This window comes from Delftia lacustris, from assembly GCF_040267515.1.
Taxonomy (GTDB): Bacteria; Pseudomonadota; Gammaproteobacteria; order Burkholderiales; family Burkholderiaceae_C; genus Comamonas; species Comamonas tsuruhatensis.
Genome location: NZ_CP141274.1, coordinates 2,637,707 through 2,655,532, shown reverse-complemented (window position 1 = coordinate 2,655,532; position 17,826 = coordinate 2,637,707). Strand labels below are relative to the sequence as shown.

The following is a 17,826-nucleotide window of genomic DNA, read 5'->3' as shown; positions in this document are numbered from 1 at the left end:
GCGAGAGAGGGGGAAGGCGCGAAGCGACTCAGGGGGTGTAGTTTCATTTCGCGTCCAACTGCGCCATGGCGGCGGCGCGTTCGAAGTTGGTTTCCAACTGGCGCTTGCCGGGCTGGTACTGGTTCGGCCAGTCCACATCGTGGGCGCCCAGACGTGCGGCCTCGCGCAGCGTCCAGGCGGCATCGGCCAGATGAGGACGCGCCAGCGCGCACAGGTCGGCCCGGCCCGAGGCGATGATGGCGTTGGCATGGTCGGCCTCGAAGATGGCGCCCACGGCAATGGTCGGTATGCCGGCCTCGTTGCGGACACGGTCGGCAAACGGCGTCTGGTACATGCGGCCGTACACCGGCTTCTGGTCGGGGCTGACCTGGCCCGAGGAGCAGTCGATCATGTCGGCGCCCGCCGCCTTGAAGCGGCGTGCGATCTCCACCGCATCGTCGGGCGTGATGCCGCCCTCCACCCAGTCATGGGCCGAGATGCGCACTGACATGGGCCGGTCCTGCGGCCAGGCTGCACGCACCGCCTTGAACACCTCCAGCGGAAAGCGCAGGCGGTTGTCCAGGCTGCCGCCATATTCGTCATCGCGCCGGTTGGTCAGCGGCGAGATGAAGCTGGACAGCAGATAGCCGTGCGCGCAGTGCAGCTCCAGCCAGTCAAAGCCCGCTGCCGCAGCGCGCCGCGTGGCGGCCACGAAGTCCTCGCGCACGCGGTCCATGTCGGCGCGGGTCATGGCGCGGGGCACTTGCGAGAGCCCCTCCAAGTACGGCAGTGCCGACGCCGACAGCAGCGGCCAGTTGCCCTGCTCCAGCGGATGGTCGATCTGCTGCCAGCCCAGTTGGGTGGAACCCTTGCGGCCCGCATGCCCCAGCTGCATACCAATGTGCGCCCCGCCCTGCGCGTGCACAAAATCAACGATGCGCGCAAAGGCCTGCGCCTGCTCGTCGTTCCACAGCCCGGGGCAGCCGGGCGTGATGCGTGCATCAGGCGAGGTGCAGGTCATCTCCACCATCACCAGGCCCGCGCCGCCCATGGCGCGCGCGCCCAGGTGCACCAGGTGGAAGTCGCCAGGCACGCCGTCGGTGCAGGAATACATGGCCATGGGCGAGACCACGATGCGGTTCTTCAGCCGCAGGCCGCGCGCCTGGTAGGGCGTGAGCATGGGCATGGGCGGGCGGCGGCCTTCGGGCACGGTCTCGCCCGCATGCTCGGCAATCCAGCGCTCGAAGCCCTGCAGCCAGGCGGCATCGCGCAGGCGCAGGTTCTCGTGCGAGATGCGCTGCGAGCGCGTCAGCAGCGAATAGGCGAACTGCTCCGGCTCCAGGCCCGCATAGCGCTCCACGTTCTCGAACCATTCCGTGGAATTGCGCGCCGCGTTCTGGATCTTGAGCACCTCCACGCTGCGCACCTCCTCGTAGTGGCGCAGGCCGGCCTCGATGCCCCCCGCAGACCGCAGGCTGCGCGCCAGCTCGATCGCATCCTCCAGCGCCAGCTTGGTGCCCGAGCCAATCGAGAAATGCGCCGTGTGCGCCGCATCGCCCATCAGCACCACGGGCACGCTGCGCGGGCCGCGCAGCGTGTCCAGCGCATTCCAGTGCACCCAGGTATTGCAGATCACGCGCGGAAAGCGGATCCAGATGGCCGAGCCGCGCAGGTGCGTGGCATTGCTGACCAGGGCATGGCCGTCCAGCCAGGGGGCGAACAGTTTTTCGCAATAGGCAATGCCCTCTTCCTGGCTCATCTGCTCTATGCCGGCGGCCTGCCAGGTCTCCTCGGGCGTCTCCACGATGAAGGTGGACATGCCGTCTTCATAGCGGTAGGCATGGGCCTGGAACCAGCCGTGCTCGGTCTGCACGAAGGCGAAGGTGAAGGCACCGAACACCTTGGTCGTGCCCAGCCACACGAAGCGGCAGCGGCGCTGGTCGATATCGGGCCGAAAGGTATCGGCATAGCGCGTGCGCACCTGGCTGTTGATGCCGTCCGAGGCGATGACCAGGTCGGCGTCGTACTCGCGCGCCATCGCCTGGTCGTCCTGCACGAAGTTCTCGAACACCAGCTTCACGCCCACGTCCTCGCAGCGCGCCTGCAGGATGTTGAGCAGCTTCTTGCGGCCTATGCCGATGAAGCCATGGCCGCTGCTGCGCAGGCTCCGTCCCTTGAAGTGGATGTCGATATCGTCCCAGTGGTTGAAGGCGTCACCAATCGTGCGGGCCGACACCGGATCGGCCTCGCGCAGGTTGTCCATGGTGGCGTCCGAGAACACCACGCCCCAGCCAAAGGTGTCGTAGGGCCGGTTGCGCTCCACCACCGTGACCTCGTTGGCGGGGTCCTGCAGCTTCATCAGCAGGCCGAAGTACAGGCCGGCGGGACCTCCACCGATACAGACGATCTTCATACCGCAAACCCTTTTCTCGACGGGCGGCAGGCGCCCCAGGTTCAGCAACAGTGCCCAATCACTTTAGGCCTGAATAGTTTAGGTTTGAAATATATGGACAAACCGCCACCACGGACATGGGGAGAACACGGATATGCCACCGGCTCCCGTTACGATGCCCGCTCACCAGGAGACACCCGCTTGGAAAAATACCGCTTCAATGTCTTTGGCCGCATCATCGCCATCGAACGGGCAGACGCCCACTGGCGCTGCTTCAACGTGGGCGAGGACGGCAAGCGTGCCCCTGCCCTGCTGGCCATCCCCGCCGACGTGACCCACGCCGAACTGGCCCAGTACCTGTACGACATCTATCACGAGAGCGCAGCCGCATCGGACCAGGACATCTTCGAGATCACCCCCGGCACCACCATCCCCTCACCCAGGAGTCCCTCTTGACCCAGCCAACCGAAGTCCGCGAACTGAAGCCGGGCCTCACCCCCTTCCCCGCCGCCGCCGACATCTTCGTGGCCGACCAGCCCTGGCTGGCCGAGCACCTGCTGCCGCTGATCTCCATCGACCTGGGCCCGGTGCGGCCCGAACTGGCCGGCACCGTGGTCCACATGCTGTGCCCCGTCGAGCCCTTCGAGGGCTGCATAGGCGATGAGACCGAAGCCCACCACAACGCCTTCACCGCCCCCAACTGGTTTGCGCTGGAACTGACGCCCGACAACCGCTACCACTTCCTGGGCAACGAAGGCTTCTTCCAGCGCGCGCCGCAGCATGGCGGCCAGTTCACCAAAGACGCCTACGCCTGCGAGCACACCGACGAAATGCTGGCCAGCCACGCCAAGGCCAGTGCCTACTACGCCCAGCATGGCCGACTGGCCAGCTACTCGCGCTACGGCAAGGGCGAGCCCATGGAGCAGGACTACCTGGACAGCCTGGGCGGCGGCATCTGGTACGGCAACTGGACCAGCCACCCGCCCATTCCCCCGGCCTTTCAGTTGGACGAGGCGGAGAACGCCGGCATGGGCGATGAACTGGAAGACGACGGCATCCGCATCACGCGCGACGGCAAGCCCTTCTTCCACGTGGCCAACGTGGCCGGCTACAACTGGTGCGCCACGGGCGCGGACAGCATCCTGCTGTTCTACGAGCCGGAAAGCCGCACGGCGCTGTTCACCTTCGACTGGACCTGAGCCGGCCGAGCAGCGCCGCTCAGACGCGCCCCGGCTCGGGCGTGACGATCAGATGCGCCAGCAGCGGGCGGATGCGATCGTCCTGGTAGTAGCCGCCGTATTCCGTGTAGCGCAGAAAGGCGGCATTGCAATGGTGGCAGCGCCAGAGCGTGCAGCGGTTGTACGGGTGCCAGCCCAGGGCGATGGGGGCATCCGGTGACCACTGGTTCGTGCCCTGGGGGTGGTATTCATCAAGCAATTCCCGTGTCTCCGGCGTGCCCAGCGCACCAACCTGCTGCAGATGCGAAGTCTTGTCCGCCCCCGACAAGGACTCCCAGCCCGGCCTCCACAGCACAGCACAGTCCGTGCATCGCTGCTGCTCGGCCGCCGCTGCGGCGAAGGCTCTCAATTCGGGTTCGGGAAGGGGGATTGAAGTTGTCATGGAACGGTGCCTTGGTTTTTATGGATTGTCTGGCAGGTTTTGGGGGCGGGCTACCAGTGGAAAACATCTTGTTGTTCCACGAACCTGGCAACGCTACGGTACTCTTTACCATCGACTGGACATCACGATCAGCCATGGTCTTTCCCCGGCTAGTCGTCTGGCATGCCCGTGTCAATCCAGCGGCTCGGGGCAGCCAGCGGCGTTGCTCCCCTCCAGACAATCGAACGCCCTTTCGGCACAGGCCACCACCCTCGTCCATTCGCCAACTTGCATGTAGAAGCTGTCCGGCATGTCCGTGCCGTACGCCTCAAAGACGGCATTGATGGCATCCACCAATTGCCCCATCAGTGCTGCCTCCTGCCCATCGAGAAGAATTTCACCGATCGCCATACGAGCATCACTGCCAAGATCCGTATCGTCAAAAATAAAATGTATGGCCCAATCAAGATGGTCGTATTGAACGTCTGCAGGGAAATCATGGTTCACCCAGGCTTTCATTTGATACTTCAAATCCTTGAGTTTCCTCAGATATCCGAGCAATTCCATCCTCATTTCAGGATATTTCAAGCGAGGCATCTCAATATCTTCCTATCCTGTTACCCGCCGATTGTGAGTAGCACTAGGCTCGTAGCCAAGTCCAAACCACCGTTGCTTCATCAAACGGTGCAAGACCTAATATCCCCATCGCATCACCTGCGCGTTTGTAGACAAACCTGTGCGGCGCATCTGCCAGTATGTGGGCTCGGGGATGGTCAGAAGGCAGTCGCCCCTCCCAGATGCCGGATTCGGGTGTTCTTGCTCCAGAGCGGCAAGTCAATGATCTGCGTGTAGGCGTTTCAACAGGCACTGCACTGGCTTGCTCAGGTTGCGGAATAGGCGCCGCTTCCCGCCATTCTCCAGAATGCACCAGGCTGAAAGTACTCAGCCTGTTTTGTTGATCGAAGGTGGCCACTACACCCCATGTCTGCCCTCCCTTTCCTTCGATGGGGAAGCACAGCATGGGGTGCATATGCATCACTTCGTCGGGAGAAGGACTCAACAACTGCATCAAGCTCTCTGGTTCAATGTCTCTAGGCTTGGTGTTTTGAATCCAAGGGCCCTGCCAGGAATATGCATCCAAAGTAAAACTCTGCAGCCCCCATTTCAAACTCTCTTCAGCAGCCGTTGGATTCAGACATTGCACGGCAAGTGTCAATCCATTTTCTGCAGAACTGAAATGATAAATACTTTCGCTCAGGTGTTGAAAAATAACATCTGAAGGAACATTATCCAAATAAGGCAGGAGGAGCAGCCACTCCAGGCGACTCTGGGTACCAAGCTGCTCCGTGAGAGCTTTTGGTAAGACAGAGATTTTACCATTCATGAGATTGCCATTTTCCTTGGATTATGAACTAGAGAAAATAGAAAGCAATAATATTTATCAAATACTATTTAACCAATAACCACGCCATAGTCAATAGCAATTGTATTTTTAATCTGAAGTAAATATATCCACCTTAATGACTATTTTCAGAAAATTAAACCTCAATTATCCTAGATACAAATAAATCCCATCCATTAGCTAATATTTCTTCGTAGCTAGGGTCTTCTGAATTCCCATCTAGATCAATAAACATGCGATTTTTTTTCGGCAACTTCTTCAATTGAATTCCACGCAGCAAAGCATTCGCTACAATACAAATAAAGTTTTCCCGTATCTGTATTTTTCGAGATAATTAATTTATCTTGCCTGCAGTTTGTACATTCAATGGTTTCGAATACTTTCATAATTCAATCAGGATATGTCGTTATCAATTCTTTTTTTCCTGATCGAACTGATATCCTAATACTGTTTAGCGGTGCCCCTGCTCCTAAGGAACCACCTTCGTGACCAAAAATTCTTCCCATTGGAACGGACAATTGCCCATTTAGAGTGGCTAACACCACTTCGTCACAGACCCCCGCAGAGCAGTTATGCTCGCTGCCCTCATGGCACGACGACCTGTAAGAGTGGCTAACACCACTTCGTCACAGGCCCCCGCAGAGCAGTTATGCTCGCTGCCCTCATGGCACGACGACCTGTAAGCAAAGAACTGTGGCGACAGCTACAACCCCTCATCCCTGCCTTCGTACCTTCCGCCAAAGGCGGTGCGCGCAAGCTCGCAGTCAGCGATGAAGCCGCCCTCAACGGCATCCTGTTTGTGTTGCAAACAGGCATTCCGTGGGAAGACCTTCCCCAATCCCTTGGGTACGGCAGCGGCATGACTTGCTGGCGCCGCCTGCGCGACTGGAACGCTGCTGGTGTCTGGGAGCAGCTGCACCAGGCCATGTTGACTCGCTTGCGTGAACATGACCAGATTGATTGGAGCCGGGCTAGCATTGATGGCTCCTCGGTACCAAGCCCCCGGGGGGCCAGGAAACGGGCCCCAACCCCACGGACAGAGGCAAGCTCGGCTCCAAGCGGCACATCGTCGTAGATGCCAGAGGCATCCCGCTGGTGATCTTGGTCAGCGGCGCGAACCGGCACGACTCCAAGATGTTCGAGAGGTGCGTGGACGCGATTCCTGCGATTGCAGGCTTGGGAGGGCGCCCCCGCAAAAGACCATCGAAGTTGCACGCCGACAAGGGCTATGACTACAAGCGTTGCCGTGCGCACTTGAGACAACGGGGCATCGCCAGCCGCATTGCCAGGCGAGGCGTTGAGAGTAGCGAGCGACTGGGCAAGCATCGCTGGGTGGTGGAGCGGACCCATGGATGGTTTGCAGGCTTTGGCAAGTTGCGAATCCGCTTTGAAAGACGACTGGATATCCACGAAGCGCTGCTAAAACTGGCAGCGGCGATCATCTGTGCACGCTTCGTGGATCGGTGGTGTTAGCCACTCTAAGCAAAGAACTGTGGCGACAACTACAACCCCTCATCCCTGCCTTCGTACCTTCCGCCAAAGGCGGTGCGCGCAAGCTCGCAGTCAGCGATGAAGCCGCCCTCAACGGCATCCTGTTTGTGTTGCAAACAGGCATTCCGTGGGAAGACCTTCCCCAATCCCTTGGGTACGGCAGCGGCATGACTTGCTGGCGCCGCCTGCGCGACTGGAACGCTGCTGGTGTCTGGGAGCAGCTGCACCAGGCCATGTTGACTCGCTTGCGTGAACATGACCAGATTGATTGGAGCCGGGCTAGCATTGATGGCTCCTCGGTACCAAGCCCCCGGGGGGCCAGGAAACGGGCCCCAACCCCACGGACAGAGGCAAGCTCGGCTCCAAGCGGCACATCGTCGTAGATGCCAGAGGCATCCCGCTGGTGATCTTGGTCAGCGGCGCGAACCGGCACGACTCCAAGATGTTCGAGAGGTGCGTGGACGCGATTCCTGCGATTGCAGGCTTGGGAGGGCGCCCCCGCAAAAGACCATCGAAGTTGCATGCCGACAAGGGCTATGACTACAAGCGTTGCCGTGCGCACTTGAGACAACGGGGCATCGCCAGCCGCATTGCCAGGCGAGGCGTTGAGAGTAGCGAGCGACTGGGCAAGCATCGCTGGGTGGTGGAGCGGACCCATGGATGGTTTGCAGGCTTTGGCAAGTTGCGAATCCGCTTTGAAAGACGACTGGATATCCACGAAGCGCTGCTAAAACTGGCAGCGGCGATCATCTGTGCACGCTTCGTGGATCGGTGGTGTTAGCCACTCTTATTGGGCAAAAGGCTGTCCGCCAGGAACCATCTGGCACAGGGCATGGGCTTGCCTGAGTTCGGGTTGAGTCCATAGGGATTCAGTACATCACTTTTACCGGCTTCATCAGCCATGCCAAGCCCTCACCGCTTGCAGTTCATGAACACCCGGGCCAGAAGCCGGGACCAGGCCTTCCTTCCGCAAATACCGTGGGGCTGTTTGCTTCACTCTGACATGTCACTAATACAAGACCAATTACCCAAAATTAATATCATAATTAGTCAATATAATTTATTCTCATTAAATTTTATTGATGCGAAATAAATAATATTTTCAAAAATTATTTATTAAATTAATAGCAGCATTAAGATGAAAGAAATTTATAATACCCCGTTGGCAGCACCTTCACGATCTCTCCTGTAGATTCCAAATAAATCAAGGCAGATTTAATCGCATCGTCTGCATCTTGGTTTTTGAAATTAAATTTAATCGATTTGAAATAGAAGAATAATCTATTTGCGCTAAAAAAATCTCCATTCGACAGGAAATAATCATTTATATCAATAAACGTACCTTCATGAGAAAATTCATAACCACACCCATGCTTTTTAAATTCCCATTTATTCATTTCCTCATCAAAAACAAATCCGCCACGAGGAAGAAATTCTATATTTGACAGCTTCACAAGATCACTATGGGTTCTCATGAAAGAAAGATGTAGAATCTCCTGTTTTTCTACATATTTTTTTATGCCAAAAGCGATATTTTTGATAAGGGAATAATCTACCATAATCAATACCTTGTTCTATTTGAACGAGCAGCGGCGGCGTCTTGAGCCTGCCCCGGCAGCCGCATCGCCTGGTGGATGCCTTGCGGGTTGTATTCCTGCAGCACATTGCCCCAAGGGTCCAGCTTTACGGCCCAGGTCACCTGGCCGGTCTGGTCGGTCAGGGCCATGGGTGTGCCCAGGCGGTCGCAGCGGTAGTGATAGATGGCGATGCGCTATTGCTGTTCTCTTTTTTCTCTGCAGTTGCATCTACATATATTGCATGAATGTGCGTGGCACATTGGAACTGCTAGCCCCAGCAGGGCCAAGGTGTCTGCAGCTACGATTCTGGGTGTAGTGCAGGCATATTTTGCCACTACTTGAATAAAAATATCATTGCACGCTTATTGATATTTTGAATTCTTCGCGGGTTTTTAAGCATTATTAAATAATGCAAAATATAAACAAAATACACCAGAGAAGAAATACGGAATTAAATAGAATAAAAAGAAAATGAAATAACCTCTAGTATTTTTTCTTCTTAGTTCCCTTGAGCCTGCGCCAAATATATACAATCCACAAAAAATGTAAAACAAGAAACTAAATAATAAACTTACACTATTCTCGAATAAATTAATAACTAGCATTAAATTCATTAGAATAGATACAAGTCCAGCGTATATATCTGAATATTTTTCAAAATGCACTAAAGATGATTTATGATCTATTTTCATTGATTTCTATTTCTTGCAAATGGACGACCCGGAGTTCATCATGCTTTGCGCAGCAGTCGCTCCTTGCAATACATCCAGAGCAGTGTTTTGCCGGGGAGTGAACATACTGCTGACAGGCTGTTTCCATGGTGGGTCCACATCCATGCCCCATTTTATTGGTAGTTTTATTTTATTATTAACTGGAATCTTTCCAACAGCCAAATCCAAGCTTAAATCCATCACATCTGCAACCCCTCTGCCTGCATCATTGCATCCAGCAGCACAAACGAGTGCACGAGGCAATGAAGATTGATCGCTCGGTATATCGTAGCTTGGGTCATCGCTCAAGGCTCTTGTAAATCCATACCAGCTTGCACCAAAACCATATACAGATTTTGAAAGCACGGCAGATCCAGCCACTTTTGTTACCAGGGTCGGCTCTGGTGCCGCCAGCAAGGCGCCGCCAACGATTGCACCGCCCGCGTTCCCTAAAATTCCTAACCCATTATTCACTGCATCAGCCCACCTCACTAATCCCAGTGGATCAATCCATTGCAATGGACCTGGCGCATACACTGATATGTTCGTTCCTCCATTCAACCCAATCAGATCCTGATTGATATAACTCCCCACCACCGGATCGTAATACCGATGCCGGTTGTAATACAGCCCCGTTTCCCTGTCATGGTGCTGCCCCGGCAGCCGGATTGCCTGGTGGATGCCTTGCGGGTTGTATTCCTGCAGCACATTGCCCCAGGGGTCCAGCTTGGCCGCCCAGGCGACTAGCCCCCGTTGGTCGGTCAGGGCCATGGGCGTGCCCAGGTGGTCGCAGTGGTAGAGGTGGATGGCGATGAGGGCGTGCTGTTCTTTTTCCTGTTTCTGCAGTTGGGTCTGCATGCCGGTGAGCAGGCGTGCGGTGCTGTCTGCCTGTTCGCCCAGCATGGCCTGGGCGCCGGGCGGCAGGCCGTGCTCCAGGGTGTGGCGCAGGTGGCGGGCCGCGTCTTGCTGCATGTCGCGCGGCATGGCGTCGAGCATGGTTTGCATCAGGGCCAGGGCCGGCGCGTGGTTGGGGTCGTCCGGGTCGGGCAGGCCTGCGGTGATGGCTTGCACCAGCAGGTGGGGCTCGTCTTGGGGGTCGCCGCTGGCCGTGGTGCTCAGGCGCACCAGGGGCGTGAAGCTGCCCGGTTCGTAGATGGTGTGTTCTATGTGGCGGGTGTCGCTGCCGTGCTGCAGGCGCTCGGTGTGGATGAGGCGGTCGCCGTCCCAGCCGTAGTAGTGGGTGCGGGTGGATTCTGTGGAGTCCGCGCTTTCGACCTGCTGCTTCAGGCGCCTGCCCAGGGCGTCATAGGTGTAACGGCTGTGGTGGCGCAACTGCTCGGCGTTGCCCTGGATCTGGCTGCTGCGCACGGCGATGAGCTGGTGTGCTCCGTCGTAGTGCAGTTGCTGCTGGCTGTGGTCTGCATGCATTTGCGCGATGCGGTTGCCGCAGGGGTCGTAGCGCCAGACGCGGTCTTCGCTGAAGCCGATGCGGTTGTCTTCCCAGCGCTGCACGGGGCCTTGCCGCTGGCCTGCGAGGTGGGCCAGGCCCATGAGGTTGAAGTCGGTGTGCCGCCAGTGGGCGTGGACCTGGGCGGCCCAGCTGTCCTGGGTGTTCGTCTGGCCCGGTGCACCGGGCGCACCGAGTGCTGGCAGGCGGTTGCCCGCAGGGTCGATCTGCCAGCGGGTGGTGGTCTGGGGGTCCTGGCTGTCGGTGGCCGCTCTGAGGCGCCCGGCGCTGTCGTAACCGTAGCGCAGCAGTTGTGCAGCCTGGCCCGGGGCGCCGGCCTGTTCGATGGCAACGAGCTGGCCCAGGCTGTCGTAGTGGTAGCGGCGGCCGAGGATCTGGCCTATGAGCTGGCCGCAGTGGAAAGCAATGGATAGGGTTGCCACATGCAAGAAATCCGATGTCTATTGATGGCGGGTCAATGGATTCAAAGGCCACCCGGGACTAGACGGTCTACTGGAACATAATCTGTGAATTAAATTCGCCATGACAGCTTCGCCGTGTCAGGCCAGCAAGAAATAGGGCGATTTTTCAGGAGATTGCTGCATTAGCGATGTCAGGCTGAGTCGATCTTCTGTCTGCAAGTGTACATATCATGTATTCCACTGTGCAAATTACCGGTGATTCAAGTGTCGCATTTCAGGATTGAATTCGCCAAGCCTGCAGTATTTCTTTGCGATTTCATCAATATATTCAGCCGAGTTCAATTTAACCCCAGTGCTTGCCTTCGTTAAATAATAGCTTTCTTCACTGGAATTTATTTCTCCGATCAGATATAAATTCTCCCCAAATCCATCCGATGCGTCCTGAAAAACACACCACCCCGATTTTATTCCTTCAGCACCTTTCTGAAGAACCGACAAGCCTTCATTTGAAGTCTCAATGTTCATTTTCCCTCGAAAATCAACATTTTTTTCTTCTCAAGCTGAAAAAACATATAAAAATAGTTTGTTTCAACGTGAGTATATATTCTTATATTAAATGCCTCTTTTGGCAAAAATCCGGGTATCCAAGATCTATATTTTTCCCCATATTTTTCCAAATCCTCATAAGAAGAGAACGTGCTTTCCTTCTGATTTTCAGCCGTTGAAATCAAAAGAACAAAGCATAGAAATATGACCCCAGAGATCAACATGAAGAATATCTTTATTTTTTGATTCATTTTTATGTATTTAATATCCTCGACTTCTTAGAACAGCTCTAGTTTTGTTAGCCTCCGCAGGCAACTTACTATCGCAGTGCTCAGAGCAATCTTTATTCTGCGGGCATGAAAGACCATAGTCATTGACGATCAAATCTCCCTTGCTGTCAGCAAGTATTTCATCGAACGACAGTTTGCCAGCCCCATATAAACCAACAGTATTCAACGCAATATCTCTTGCCTCTTTAATGTTTCCTAGTACTTTGGCCCATGTCGTATTTGCAGATCTTGATTTTGAAACCCTGCAAAATGCCATGCAATGAAAGAACTGATCGCCCCCCATCAAATTCATGCTTTTCATATCATTGTGTGTTTGATTCAAAATAGTGGTAGAACCACTATTCATATACCATGGCTCAGGAGTAGCAGGAATACAAGATCCATTCGGGCAGAAAGCATGGGCAAGAGCCTGCCAACCATCGAGCCCCAAGGGGTCTATAAACTCCAGCGGGCGCGCATTTCCATATCGAAATTTATTCATACCCCCCATCAACCCAATCGGATCCTGATTCACATAACTCCCCACCACCGGATCGTAATACCGATGCCGGTTGTAATACAGCCCCGTCTCCTTGTTATGGTGCGGCCCCGGCAGCCGGATCGCCTGGTGCATGCACTGCGGGTTGTATTCCTGCAGCACATTGCCCCAGGGGTCCAGCTTTGCGGCCCAGGCCACTTGGCCGGTCTGGTCCGTCAGGGCCATGGGCGTGCCCAGATGGTCGCAGTTGTAATGATGGATGGCTACGGAGCCCTGTCGCGCTCGCTCCTGCTTTTGCAGTTACTTGCGCATCTCCTGCAGCATTTTTATGGTGTGCTCGTCGTGGATACCCAACATGACCAAGCGATCTGCACGCGTTTTGGCCCCATCTTGTTATAACCCATGGGGCTGAACAATCCACGCATATCGAGACTCACTGTGACTGGTGATCTTTATTTTCAACAATCTCTTTACTTATTAGAAAATCACCGTATGGCCATACGGTTATGGTGGTCGTTCTAATAAAATTGTTATTTCCGTCAGATCTTGAGTGTTTTGATAACTTGAAATAATGAGTTTCTTCCCCCAATGTATTTGAAATACTTATTGATGCAGGGAAAGCAGTTGGTTTAATGTTCGATTCTTTTATCCTAAGTTCGACATTTTGACGAATTAGATAACGATGGCTTTGCCATCCCAGTATATCTTTGATACTCAAATCATAGTCTGGATTTCCCAGTTTATTAAAAATATAAGATAAATTAAATCCCTCTATATCCGATAAATCAATTTTCATTGGTGCCATCAAGAAAGTTAGCAAAGATATTATTTGAAAACCAAGCGTTGCGGCTATTATGTAAATTACTGTCTTCATCATCTTTCTCAATCTTTGCATCTTCTATATATTGGATTGCCTTTAGGCGATGCCCCATTCCATGGCCAACCTGTTGAATGTGATCCGTCTTCTGAGCCTGCGCCAATGGTTGTACTACTCCCTGTCACGACTGCCACATGCCCAGTAGCGTCCCCATATGGATATGCCACCGCAACAATATCACCAGGCTTTGGAGACGTAACAATTTCGAATCCGGGAATCGCTTTTTGTGGATTTGCCCAATCTCCAGCAGTTGCTGGTCCTCTTGGGATAATTCCAAATCTGTAGCGCGAGGGAGATTCGACATCTGCATTTTCTAGCACTTCATGAACAAAGAGATTACATTTATTTCTCTTTGACCCAAAGCCATAATTCGAGGCGTATGAGTATCTTTCTTGATTATTTAATTTCTCCGCTGCTTTCAAAATTCTCTCTGCACACGTTTTTACGGGGGCCAAGCCCAAAGGATCCATGGAAATCATGGGATTTATCGCATATATACTTTTGTTAACCCCTCCGGCCAACCCAATCGGATCCTGATTGATATAACTCCCCACCACCGGATCGTAATACCGATGCCGGTTGTAATACAGCCCCGTTTCCCTGTCATGGTGCTGCCCCGGCAGCCGGATCGCCTGGTGGATGCCTTGCGGGTTGTACTCCTGCAGCACATTGCCCCAGGGATCCAGCTTTGCGGCCCAGACCACCTGGCCGGTCTGGTCCGTCAGCGCCATGGGCGTGCCCAGATGGTCGCAGTGGTAGTGGTGGATGGCGATGCGGGCGTGCTGTTCTTTTTCCTGTTTCTGCAGTTGGGTCTGCATGCCGCTGAGCAGGCGGGTGGTGCTTTCGGCCTGTTCGCCCAGCATGGCCTGGGCACTGGGCGGCAGGCCGTGCTCCAGGGTGTGGCGCAGGTGGCGGGCGGCGTCTTGCTGCATGTCGCGCGGCATGGCGTCGAGCATGGTTTGCATGAGGGCCAGGGCCGGCGCGTGGTTGGGGTCGTCCGGGTCGGGCAGGCCTGCGGCGATGGCTCGCACCAGCAGGTGGGGCTCGTCTTGGGGGTCTCCGCTGGCCGTGGTGCTCAGGCGCACCAGGGGGGTGAAGCTGCCCGGTTCGTAGATGGTGTGCTCTATGTGGCGCGTGTCGCTGCCGTGCTGCAGGCGCTCGGTGTGGATGAGGCGGTCGCCGTCCCAGCCGTAGTAGTGGGTGCGGGTGGGCAGTTCCGTGTCTGCGCTTTGCACTTGCTGCTTGAGCCTGCGGCCTAGGGCGTCATAGGTGTAACGGCTGTGGTGGCGCAACTGCTCGGCGTTGCCCTGGATCTGGCTGCTGCGCACGGCGATGAGCTGGTGTGCTCCGTCGTAGTGCAGTTGCTGCTGGCTGTGGTCTGCATGCATTTGCGCGATGCGGTTGCCGCAGGGGTCGTAGCGCCAGACGCGGTCTTCGGTGAAGCCGATGCGGTTGTCTTCCCAGCGCTGCACGGGGCCTTGCCGCTGGCCTGCAAGGTGGCCCAGGCCCATGAGGTTGAAGTCGGTGTGCCGCCAGTGGGCATGGACCTGGGCGGCCCAGCTGTCCTGGGTGTTCGTCTGGCCCGGTGCACCGGGTGCACCGAGTGCGGGCAGGCGGTTGCCGGCAGGGTCGATCTGCCAGCGGGCGGTGGTCTGGGGGTCCTGGCTGTCGGTGGCCGCTCTGAGGCGCCCGGCGCTGTCGTAGCCGTAGCGCAGCAGTTGTGCGGCCTGGCTCGGGGCGCCGGCCTGTTCGATGGCAACGAGCTGGCCCAGGCTGTCGTAGTGGTAGCGGCGGCCAAGGATCTGGCCTATGAGGGGCTGGACGAGGTGATCCCTGCCTTCCGTGCTTTGCAGGCCTGTGGTGCCCAGGGCCGTGAGGCGGCCCATGCTGTCCCATTGGCGTTGCACCTGCAGGGGGTGGTGTGCGTCTGCATCTGCTTCTGCATCTGCTGCGGGAGTGGGTGGGTGCAGGCTGCGGCGGACTTCGCGGTGCAGGGCGTCGCGTTCGAAGTCGATGAGGCCGGCGCCGTTGAGCTGCAGTCCGTGCACATGGCCTGAGCCGTAGGTGAGCCAGGCGATCTCTCCCAGGCCTTGCAGCTGGCTGTGCTGGCGTGCGCCCAGCGCGTCCAGGCTGTGGGCGATGCGGTGTTCGTATTCGATCTGGTCTGCGCCGCCGCCCCCGTTGCTGTGCTTGCCGGGCCGGTACAGCTGCTGCACTTCTGCGGTGATGCGGCCCAGGGCATCGCGTTCCAGTGCTATGCGGCTTTGCAGTTGGGTGGTGTTCTCCGCGGTGTTCTCGACGGTGTGCTGCCAGACGCTGGCGACCATGAGGCGTCCGGCCGCATCCCATTCGTAGCGGTGGGTCTGGGCCGGCGCATGGGCCGTGGCGGGCAGCTGGCGTTCGACCAATCTGCCGCCTTCGTCCCAGCGGTAGTGGCTGCTGCTTTGCCGTGCGGCGTTGCCGTCCGTGGCTTCCATGAGCTGGCCTGCCGCATCCCAGCGGTAGCGCTGCAGCCGCTGGTCGAACCCTTCTTCCTGCACGAGCCTGTCCAGCGCGTCCCAGGCAAAGCGGCTTTGGGCTCCGTTTTCGTTGACGAGACGCGTGAGGCGGCCAGCGCTGTCGTATTCGAAGGCCAGGGTGAGGCCGCCATGTGTTCGCTGGACCAGCCTGCCCCAGAGGTCGTAGCGCAGGTGGATGCTGGGGTCGGCGGCCGGTGCAGCAGGGCTTTGTCCCCCCATGAGAGGGGTGAGCGGGGGTTGGGCCGGTTCGATGCGCGTGAGGTGGCCTGCGCTGTCGTAGTGGTAGCGCTCGATCTGGCCGTTGGGCAGTTCGCTGGCCACGATGCGGCCCTGGCCGTCGCGCTGGTGGCGTTGGCGCTGGCCCAGGGCGTTGCCCACTTCGATGAGTGCACCCCAGCGGTCGTAGTGGTAGTGCGTGCTGTGGCCCGAGCAGTCGGTGTAGCTGAGCAGTTGGCCCGCGTCGCTCCAGGCCAGCTGTTTGCTGCCGCCCTGGGCGTCTTCGATGCGCCGGGGGCTGTCGCAGGTGAGCGGCGCTTCCTGGGGGTCGGGGTAGTGGTAGCGCTCGGTGCTGCCGTCGGCCTGGGTGATCTGGGTGAGACGGCCCCAGGCGTCGTATTGGTAGCCGGTGGTGGCGCCTGCCGGGTCCGTGGAGGCGAGCAGGCGGCCCGTGGCTTCGTCGTGTTCCTGCTGGGTGCTGCGCCCGTCGGGCAGTTGCACGCCGATGAGCCGGCCCTGGCCGTCGCGCCTGAGGTGGACGCTGCGGCCCAGCGGGTCGGTGCGCGAGGCCAGGCGGCCGAAGCTGTCGTAGCTTTGCAGCCAGCGGCTGCCGTCGGCCTTGTGGTGGGCGATGAGGCGCGACAGGCCCGCCGCACCTTCGAAGTAGTAGGTCTCGATGCGATCCAGGCTGTCGCTGACGCGGGTGGCCGCGCGCGGCTGGCCGTCCGGGCCCGGCGGTTGGCTGAGGTAGTCGAAGCGGTAGGACAGCCCTTCCTGGTTGCTGTGTTCGATGACGCGGGCGCCGGGCTGGGCGCTCTCGTAGCGGTAGCGGTGCCAGGGTCCGCTGGCATGGCGGTGGGCGCTGATGCGGTGGTGGTCCCATTCGAATTCGCGCACGAGCTGGCCTGCGCGGTCGTGGACGGTGATGAGATCGCCTGCACTGCTGTAGCCGTAGCGCACGAGCGTGATGGGGGTGGACAGGGGATGCAACGGGTCCTGCGTGAGGTCGACCCCGATGAGGCGCCAGCCATCGTCGGCGCCCCACAGTCCGTTCAGGCCCTGCGCGTCCTTGCCGCCGTGGATGCGCTGGTGCAGCAGGCGGTAGCGCCGGCCTGTGCCGTCGCTCAGCGAGACCAGGCGGCCTGCGGGCAGCGGTTCCGGACTGCCGTTGACGTCCGGGGCCGTGGTCTTGCCGTCGCTGTAGTGGTAGAGCTGGCGGCGTCCGTAGCGGTCGATCTGGGCCATGAGGCGCCAGGGGCCATCGACCGACTCACCGGGCGGGGGGCCAAAGCCCCAGAGGGTGTCGCCATCGCCGCTGAAGGCCAGGATGGCCTCGGGATTGCACGCCAGCGCCGCCTCCACATGCGACCAGCGCGGGTTCGCAGCCCAGGGCGCTGTGCCGCCGTCCGGCTCCGGGCTGCCGCCGCGCAGCAGCCAGATGTCTTCGCTGGCACTGTGCAGCTGGCCGCCCGGGGCCAGAGGCTGGTCGAAGGTGATGACGCGGCCGCTGGCGTCCAGCAGCAAGGTGGCCTCTTCCTGCAGGCGGATGCTGAGCTCCTGCAGCAGGTGCCAGCCATGGCCCAGCAGGCCGCAGGCCGCGCCGTGCTCGGGGTTGACGTAGCTGCTGTACTGGCGCTGCCAGGCCACGGGCAGCGCAGCCGATGGCAGGGCGAAGTCCAGGTCTTGTGCGCCCAGCAGGACCTTGGCGCCCAGCTGGGGGTTGACGGGGGAGCTGACGGTGATGCCGCCCGGGCAGACGGAGCAGGCCAGGCCCCCCTGGCTGCCGATGAGCACGGTGCGCGAGCCGGTGACGATCTTGCCCTTGACGACGCTGTCGGTGATGCGGGCTGCGGGTTGGCCACTCATGCGAGGCTGCTCCTG

14 protein-coding genes and 2 pseudogenes are annotated in these 17,826 nt (G+C 58.0%); 4 read left to right on the top strand and 12 right to left on the bottom strand.

Translation table 11 applies throughout. From position 1 onward, the window contains the following. Window positions 1-43: 43 nt before the first annotated feature. Window positions 44-2,392 carry a bifunctional salicylyl-CoA 5-hydroxylase/oxidoreductase gene (locus U6958_RS13485; protein WP_074924113.1) on the bottom strand — a complete coding sequence of 783 codons (2,349 nt, stop codon included), beginning with the start codon at window positions 2,390-2,392 and terminating at the stop codon, window positions 44-46. Window positions 2,393-2,572: 180 nt separating this feature from the next. Here U6958_RS13485 and U6958_RS13480 point away from each other — a divergent pair, with 180 nt between their 5' ends. Beyond that, entirely contained in the window at window positions 2,573-2,827 is a 255-nt protein-coding gene (locus tag U6958_RS13480; RefSeq protein WP_074924115.1) for a hypothetical protein, read from the top strand. After that, window positions 2,824-3,570 (top strand): enolase, encoded by a 747-nt coding sequence (locus U6958_RS13475; protein ID WP_074924118.1) that lies wholly within the window; start codon window positions 2,824-2,826, stop codon window positions 3,568-3,570. Before U6958_RS13480 ends, U6958_RS13475 begins: the two co-directional genes overlap by 4 nt. 19 nt (window positions 3,571-3,589) lie before the next feature. Here the strand turns inward: U6958_RS13475 and U6958_RS13470 are convergent, their stop codons facing one another. The 3 genes from U6958_RS13470 to U6958_RS13460 all read right to left on the bottom strand — a co-directional run bounded on the left by U6958_RS13470 (window position 3,590) and on the right by U6958_RS13460 (window position 5,354). Beyond that, on the bottom strand, window positions 3,590-3,991 hold the full coding sequence (locus U6958_RS13470; RefSeq protein ID WP_074924121.1) for a hypothetical protein: 402 nt from the start codon (window positions 3,989-3,991) through the stop codon (window positions 3,590-3,592). Window positions 3,992-4,162: 171 nt separating this feature from the next. Further along, the gene (locus U6958_RS13465; RefSeq protein ID WP_074924123.1) at window positions 4,163-4,567 is read right to left on the bottom strand and encodes an SCO4402 family protein; all 405 of its coding nucleotides are present in this window, start codon (window positions 4,565-4,567) and stop codon (window positions 4,163-4,165) included. A 43-nt stretch (window positions 4,568-4,610) separates the two neighbouring features. Then, window positions 4,611-5,354 carry a hypothetical protein gene (locus U6958_RS13460; protein WP_074924124.1) on the bottom strand — a complete coding sequence of 248 codons (744 nt, stop codon included), beginning with the start codon at window positions 5,352-5,354 and terminating at the stop codon, window positions 4,611-4,613. A 682-nt stretch (window positions 5,355-6,036) separates the two neighbouring features. Here U6958_RS13460 and U6958_RS13455 point away from each other — a divergent pair. Both U6958_RS13455 and U6958_RS13450 read left to right on the top strand, forming a co-directional pair. Further along, window positions 6,037-6,845, top strand: a protein-coding gene (locus U6958_RS13455; RefSeq protein ID WP_156815040.1) for an IS5 family transposase whose coding sequence is annotated in 2 segments (ribosomal slippage) — window positions 6,037-6,367 and window positions 6,367-6,845 — 810 coding nt in all. Because the reading frame shifts where the segments join, the coding sequence is not laid out codon by codon here. Continuing rightward, window positions 6,836-7,644, top strand: a protein-coding gene (locus U6958_RS13450) for an IS5 family transposase (protein WP_404997202.1) whose coding sequence is annotated in 2 segments (ribosomal slippage) — window positions 6,836-7,178 and window positions 7,178-7,644 — 810 coding nt in all. Because the reading frame shifts where the segments join, the coding sequence is not laid out codon by codon here. The genes U6958_RS13455 and U6958_RS13450 overlap by 10 nt, the downstream gene beginning before the upstream one ends. A 352-nt stretch (window positions 7,645-7,996) precedes the next feature. Here the strand turns inward: U6958_RS13450 and U6958_RS13445 are convergent. The 8 genes and pseudogenes from U6958_RS13445 to U6958_RS13410 all read right to left on the bottom strand — a co-directional run bounded on the left by U6958_RS13445 (window position 7,997) and on the right by U6958_RS13410 (window position 17,811). Beyond that, a complete protein-coding gene (locus tag U6958_RS13445; RefSeq protein ID WP_143044741.1) occupies window positions 7,997-8,422 on the bottom strand; it encodes a DUF6896 domain-containing protein in 426 nt (141 codons plus the stop codon). A 5-nt stretch (window positions 8,423-8,427) separates the two neighbouring features. Continuing rightward, window positions 8,428-8,634 (bottom strand): annotated as a pseudogene (locus U6958_RS13440) (RHS domain-containing protein); the annotation flags it as partial. Window positions 8,635-9,138: 504 nt separating this feature from the next. Further along, window positions 9,139-11,004, bottom strand: a pseudogene (locus U6958_RS13435) (RHS repeat-associated core domain-containing protein); the annotation flags it as partial. Window positions 11,005-11,268: 264 nt separating this feature from the next. Further along, window positions 11,269-11,544: a hypothetical protein gene (locus tag U6958_RS13430; RefSeq protein ID WP_350337315.1), complete on the bottom strand. Its 276-nt coding sequence runs from the start codon at window positions 11,542-11,544 to the stop codon at window positions 11,269-11,271. After that, complete coding sequence (locus U6958_RS13425) at window positions 11,541-11,816, bottom strand: hypothetical protein (RefSeq protein WP_350337314.1); 276 nt, start codon at window positions 11,814-11,816, stop codon at window positions 11,541-11,543. The genes U6958_RS13430 and U6958_RS13425 overlap by 4 nt, the downstream gene beginning before the upstream one ends. Before the next feature lie 10 nt (window positions 11,817-11,826). Beyond that, window positions 11,827-12,594, bottom strand: coding sequence for an RHS repeat-associated core domain-containing protein (locus U6958_RS13420; protein ID WP_350337318.1), 768 nt, complete (start codon window positions 12,592-12,594; stop codon window positions 11,827-11,829). 172 nt (window positions 12,595-12,766) lie between these two features. Next, on the bottom strand, window positions 12,767-13,210 hold the full coding sequence (locus tag U6958_RS13415; protein ID WP_143044734.1) for a hypothetical protein: 444 nt from the start codon (window positions 13,208-13,210) through the stop codon (window positions 12,767-12,769). Window positions 13,211-13,215: 5 nt separating this feature from the next. Beyond that, a complete protein-coding gene (locus U6958_RS13410; RefSeq protein WP_350337313.1) occupies window positions 13,216-17,811 on the bottom strand; it encodes an RHS repeat-associated core domain-containing protein in 4,596 nt (1,531 codons plus the stop codon). Window positions 17,812-17,826 lie beyond the last annotated feature (15 nt).

Coding starts and splice junctions, on each gene's coding strand:
- U6958_RS13415 (WP_143044734.1), bottom strand. CDS start 13,210: ATGATGAAGACAGTAATTTACATAATAGCCGCAACGCTTGGTTTTCAA.
- U6958_RS13445 (WP_143044741.1), bottom strand. CDS start 8,422: ATGGTAGATTATTCCCTTATCAAAAATATCGCTTTTGGCATAAAAAAA.
- U6958_RS13465 (WP_074924123.1), bottom strand. CDS start 4,567: ATGCCTCGCTTGAAATATCCTGAAATGAGGATGGAATTGCTCGGATAT.
- U6958_RS13430 (WP_350337315.1), bottom strand. CDS start 11,544: ATGAACATTGAGACTTCAAATGAAGGCTTGTCGGTTCTTCAGAAAGGT.
- U6958_RS13460 (WP_074924124.1), bottom strand. CDS start 5,354: ATGAATGGTAAAATCTCTGTCTTACCAAAAGCTCTCACGGAGCAGCTT.
- U6958_RS13425 (WP_350337314.1), bottom strand. CDS start 11,816: ATGAATCAAAAAATAAAGATATTCTTCATGTTGATCTCTGGGGTCATA.
- U6958_RS13485 (WP_074924113.1), bottom strand. CDS start 2,392: ATGAAGATCGTCTGTATCGGTGGAGGTCCCGCCGGCCTGTACTTCGGC.
- U6958_RS13470 (WP_074924121.1), bottom strand. CDS start 3,991: ATGACAACTTCAATCCCCCTTCCCGAACCCGAATTGAGAGCCTTCGCC.
- U6958_RS13410 (WP_350337313.1), bottom strand. CDS start 17,811: ATGAGTGGCCAACCCGCAGCCCGCATCACCGACAGCGTCGTCAAGGGC.